Below are 5,088 nucleotides of genomic sequence, written 5' to 3'. Positions count from 1 at the left end.
GCACACCCCTCGACGACACCAGCGCCGCGATCATCGCCGCCCTGCCAGCGGGGCACTAAGGAGGTCCAACTCAGGTCAGAATGAGGCGCGTCAGCTCGAGGCGGTGGGGGAGTGCGACCGGGTCTACGTCGAGAAACAGTCCGCTCGCTCGCGTGCCGATCGCGTGAAGCTCGAAGAGTGCATTAGGTATCTCCGGGACGGTGACGAGCTGGTGGTCGCGTCAATGGACAGACTCGCTCGTTCCCTGGTCGATCTCAAGCAGATCGTTGGTGAGGTCACTGCCAAGGGCGCGAGTGTGGAGTTTGTCCATGAACGGGCTACCTACGCCGCCGGCGCCCAAGATCCTCGAGCCGATCTGATGCTCTCGCTGCTCGGGGCGTTCGCCGAGTTCGAGCGGGCCATCATTCGTGAACGTCAGGCCGAGGGCATTGCCATCGCTAAGGCGAAGGGCAAGTACAAGGGTCGTAAGCGAGTCCTGACCGCCGAGCAGGTCGACAAAGCCCGGGCCCGCATCGAGGCAGGGGAGGGGCCATCAGTGATCGCCCGCAATCTCGGAGTTGGCCGATCCACGCTCTACCGCGCACTACAGCGCGTTGAAGCGGGCGGGCGTGGACGCACCAGCCACTGGCCCCCGCCCTGAAGATGGTGGGTATCGCTAGCCACAGCAGCTCGACCGCCGAGATTCGGCACTCGGGAGGGACCGCGGTTCTTGCTGACCTTGCGCAGTTTCTCCAGGCACGAGTCAGTGCAGCCGGAAGCCGGACGGGCCACCTATCCGACGCTGTCCCGGTGTGCCGGTGCTGTGGAACTGGTCTTGTGGTCACGCGGAGCAGTGCCAGGGGCAAGGATCGCTAGCAAGACTGCGGCTGCGGCGGTGAGGATTGCCAACGTAAGTGTGGCCTGACTGCTGCCGTTGACAAATGCCTCTTTGGCGTAGTCGACCAATGGTTGCGCCATTGGTCCGGCTTGTGCGGCGATCTCTAGGGCGGCGGCCAGGGAGTCGGAGACCGGACCGCGGGCAGGTTCGGGTAACTGAGGCAGGGCGGGTTGGATGTGGCGGGTGTATCCGGCGGCCAGCACACTGCCGGCCACTGCGATCCCCATCGCAGCGCCGATCTCGCGGGCCGCATCGTTGACTGCGGCGGCGACCCCGTGTTTGCTCTCCGGAGTTTCGGCGATGATCGCGTAGGTCGCTGGGGCTGTGCATAGTCCGAGCCCTGCGCTCATGATCAACAGCGGCCATAGCAGGTCGAGGTAACGTGCGTCGACGGTCATCCGGCTGACCAGCATCAGGCCAACTGCGATGGTCACCAGACCGGCGACGGTCATCACTCGTAGTCCAAATCGCTGTGACAGTCGGGGGGCGATCACAGAGATCACGATCAGGGGGACCGTCATCGGCACCAATCCCAACGCCGAGGCCAGCGGTCCGTATCCCAGGATCAGTTGCAGGTACTGCACCAGGAGTAGGAATACCCCGAAAGTGACCAAGAATTGGATGGCCACCGACAACGAGCCGGCGCTGAAGCCGCGCTTGGCGAACAACCGAACATCCAACAAGGGGGCCGAGGATCGCAGCTCAATCAGGATAAAAAAGGCTGTCGCCAACATGCCGGCCCCGGCGCTGGCGAGAACGATCGGGTCGGCCCAGCCCCGCGCGGGAAACTCGATCGTGGCGAATACGATTCCCGCAACCGCGACTGCAGCTGCCGCCGCGCCCACCCAGTCCACGGGAGGGTGATCATGCTGGCTGGACTCAGCGATCGTGCATGCCAGCGCGGCCAGTAGGGCTCCCGCTGCGGTCAGTCCGACAAATACCGACACCCACGACCAGCGCTCAAGCAGCACCCCGGCGCCGAGGATGCCTAACACTGCTCCGGAGCCGGCGACTCCAGCCCACACACCTACTGCTCGGCCGCGATGAACGGCGGCGAAACCAGCAGTCAGAATCGATAGCGTCGAGGGCATTACCAGTGCAGCGCCCGCCCCGGCAATCGCTCGCGCAGCGATCAACCAGGCCGGGTCAGACAGCAGCAGGGGAAGTGCGGATGCCATGGTGAATATCGCCAGGCCTATTACGAGAACTGCGCGTCTGCCATAGCGGTCACCGATCGCTCCAGCGGGCAGGACCAGGCACGCCAGTACCAGCGTGTAGCCGTCGACGATCCAGGTCAGCTGGGCTTGCGTCGCTCCAGTCTCTACCGCAATCTCCGGTAATGCCGAATACAGCGCGGCCATGGCCGCGACCACCAACGCCACGGCTAGGCACGACACCGTGAGCATCCACCATTCGGCTCGGGTCCACCGGGATGACTCGGTGATGGTCTGTTGGGGTGAGTGCATCGCCGGCCCCTTGCTGTGAGATGATCGGTCTTGGTCTGAGACAAGTAGTATCACAGTATCCGGCTGGCTGGACAGGTTAGCTTGGACGAGAAGTGACCGTCGGCCGAAGGGGAGAGCGTGAACGACTGGAGTGCTGACCGGCCCGCTACGGACGACGATCAGCTCGATCCGCGACTGCTGCGCTCACGAAAACGATTGCTCGACGCTGCCACGCATCTCCTGAGCACTGGTGGTGTAGAGGCGGTTACCGTCGAGGCGGTCACTCGAATGTCAAAGGTTGCGCGGGCCACGCTCTATCGGCATTTCGGCGGGACCGCCCAGTTGCTTGCGGCGACCTTCGAGCGGCTGTTGCCTCGCGTCGAGGTCTCTGCCGACAGTGGGTCGGTACGAGACCAACTCATCGCGCTTCTCACGGCCCAAGCCGACCTGATTGACCAGGCGCCGCTGAACATTACGACTCTGGCTTGGCTGTCAATCGGATCAGTCGGCGGCGATCCTGCCGATTCGGCCGCGATCACCTCACTGCGCAGTCGAGTCATCGAGGAGTACCGGCAGCCCTTTGACCGCATCCTCACACAGCCTGACGTACAGGCACAGCTCGGCAACATCGACACCACCTTCGCGATCGTTCAACTCCTGGGCCCCGTCGTGTTCGCTCGCCTTACTGGGCTCTGCACGGTCGACCACGACGGATGCGTGCAACTTGTTGATGATTTTCTTGCTGCCCGCAAGCAGGGAGACAAACCCATCCCGGCCGAGTTCGGCCACGATCTGAACCGCCCAGGCGCCGTCGGCGGACCTTGCTGAATCAAGGCGGTCCTTGTTGTTCGATAGGTGGGACCGCTCGCCGCCGAGGTCGCCGACTCGGAGGTGGCCTCCCGCGGCGGTGAGTTTGGCCTAAGTCCTCGAGTTTCTCTGTGACTGCAAAAAGTGTTCAACCTCGACCGCGATGAACAGGGCAGTGGCAGTAATAACAGTCCGGCCCTCTGCATCCTCCATCGTGGACCTAAGGTCCAATTTCCGGCCATCGCGAGACCGAACTGCACGCGCAGGATGTACGGGGTGTCGAGTAATGCTGGCGCAAGATAGTCGAGCGCGAGACGGCGCGTCACGGCGAGCTCGCCGACCGAATACAGCAAGAAGCCGAATAGGTCGTCAATCACGGTCGCTACCGCGCCGCCGTGTGCAATGCCGGGTGCCCCAACGTGACGCTGGTCGAACTGGTGGTGTGCGACGACGCCGTCTCCGTCACGCCGTACCGAGAGGAAATGTCCATTCGGGTTCTCTGGTCCAGTCGCGCCCACCACGCCTACTGATCAAGTGCCGGGTTGCGAGGTGTCGAGTTCCCGGCTGTGGCCCGGCCAAGACGCCATGGCGCACGGCTTCCTTTACGCCGACCCTGGGAGTGGGGGCGGGTTTGGGTTCCGGCTGATTTTTATGTGCTTCGCAGAATTTGCGAATGTGTCGCAGGAAATGCGAATCCTGATGAAGGACCGCAGGTCAGAGCAGTAGTTCGCATACTGTCTGCGGCCCGGGTTCGCCATGTCGGACAGACCTCGGATCATCTGCGCGATGCGCACCTGCTCGCAGGTCAGGCGCAGCCCGAGTTCGAACGAGCTGCGAGCCATTCGGGGAGGTGTCGAGTTCGCACAATCGACACCTCGACACCTTTTACTTGTCATAACGTAAGTTATCGGCACTAACATAGGGGCAGGTAGGAGGCCTATTTGGGCCACGGTGTGCTCCAACCGTGTTTACGGGTGGCCCTCGTCGCCCTCGGTGATCTGGTCCAAGGCGGCGGTGAGATCGTCCTCGCTGGGTAGCGCCTCCTGCTCGGCGGCAGGCAGGCTCGCGTAGCTGAAGGTCGAGACGGCCAGGGGTGCGCCGGCTTGATTCAGTGCGTAGCGGACGACACGATCATTGCGGCTGCCGCAGACCAGGATCCCGACAGTCGGGGCATGCGAGGCGCGGCGCAGGCGATCCTCGACCAGGGCGACGTAGAACTGCAGCTGCCCGGCGTGTTCTGGCTTGAACTTGCCGGTCTTGAGCTCAATGACGACGTACCGCAATTGCTCGACGTGGAAGAACAGCAGGTCAGCGTAGAAGTCCTCGCCCCCGACGTCGAAGTGCACTTGTCTTCCCACGAAAGCGAATCCCGGGCCGAGCTCCCGCAGCGTATCGACGATCCGGTCGGTCAGGGACTCCTCGAGCTCACGCTCGGCGACCTCGCCGGACAGGTCCAGAAAATCAAGGATCAGCGGGTCCTTGGCGATCTGCTGGGCAAGCTCGGAATCGTGCGCAACAAGCTGTTGCGCAAAATTCGACGGAGCCGCCCCGCGGCGTTCGAGGGCGCTGCTGGCGATCATGTGGGCCAGCACGTTGCGCGACCAGCCGTACTCGACGGCCGCGGCGGCGTACTTGTCCCGATCGTCCTGAGCGCTGAGCTTGTCCAGCAGGACAGTCACGTGCCCCCAGGGCAAGTACGCAACAGGCTGTTGCGCAATTGGTCCGGCAGTCCAGGCGCCGGCGAAGGTCGCCATGTACTGCAGGTTCCGGGAAGAAAAGCCCTTCATCTGGGGAAACTCGGCCCGAAGATCCTCGGCGAGCCTGCGAATCACACCGCTACCCCACCCCTGCCGGGCGCTCTCCTCGCGCACAGCCTGTCCGACCTGAGTTGGACCTCTTGAATCCGTTTTCGGCTTCTGCGGGTTGGTAGGTGCTGGTCAGGGGATTTTGGGGGCGGAT

3 protein-coding genes and 2 pseudogenes are annotated in these 5,088 nt (G+C 63.4%); 2 read left to right on the top strand and 3 right to left on the bottom strand.

Features of this window, described 5'->3' with window-relative positions:
• Positions 1 to 640 (top strand): recombinase family protein (locus ACH0BZ_RS16230; RefSeq protein ID WP_406899766.1); only part of this gene is annotated, 640 nt, incomplete at its 5' end.
• A gap of 131 nt (positions 641 to 771) precedes the next feature.
• Here ACH0BZ_RS16230 and ACH0BZ_RS16225 read toward each other — a convergent pair.
• Complete coding sequence (locus ACH0BZ_RS16225) at positions 772 to 2,343, bottom strand: MFS transporter (protein WP_204719063.1); 1,572 nt, start codon at positions 2,341 to 2,343, stop codon at positions 772 to 774.
• A gap of 117 nt (positions 2,344 to 2,460) precedes the next feature.
• Here ACH0BZ_RS16225 and ACH0BZ_RS16220 point away from each other — a divergent pair, with 117 nt between their 5' ends.
• Positions 2,461 to 3,150 (top strand): TetR/AcrR family transcriptional regulator, encoded by a 690-nt coding sequence (locus tag ACH0BZ_RS16220; RefSeq protein ID WP_204719062.1) that lies wholly within the window; start codon positions 2,461 to 2,463, stop codon positions 3,148 to 3,150.
• 90 nt (positions 3,151 to 3,240) lie between these two features.
• On the opposite strand, the pseudogene ACH0BZ_RS16215 reads toward ACH0BZ_RS16220, so the two are convergent.
• Both ACH0BZ_RS16215 and ACH0BZ_RS16210 read right to left on the bottom strand, forming a co-directional pair.
• Positions 3,241 to 3,635, bottom strand: a pseudogene (locus tag ACH0BZ_RS16215) (PaaI family thioesterase); the annotation flags it as partial.
• Positions 3,636 to 4,097: 462 nt separating this feature from the next.
• Positions 4,098 to 5,003 (bottom strand): annotated as a pseudogene (locus ACH0BZ_RS16210) (YhcG family protein); the annotation flags it as partial.
• Positions 5,004 to 5,088: the final 85 nt, after the last annotated feature.

Source organism: Dietzia sp. 179-F 9C3 NHS, assembly GCF_045369825.1.
Lineage (GTDB): Bacteria > Actinomycetota > Actinomycetes > Mycobacteriales > Mycobacteriaceae > Dietzia.
Note: the sequence above shows the minus strand (reverse complement) of the source record. Positions and strands in the feature narration are given on the sequence as shown.

Bases quoted from the DNA above. Each gene is read 5' to 3' on its own strand.
- ACH0BZ_RS16225 (WP_204719063.1), bottom strand. From the start codon at position 2,343: ATGCACTCACCCCAACAGACCATCACCGAGTCATCCCGGTGGACCCGA.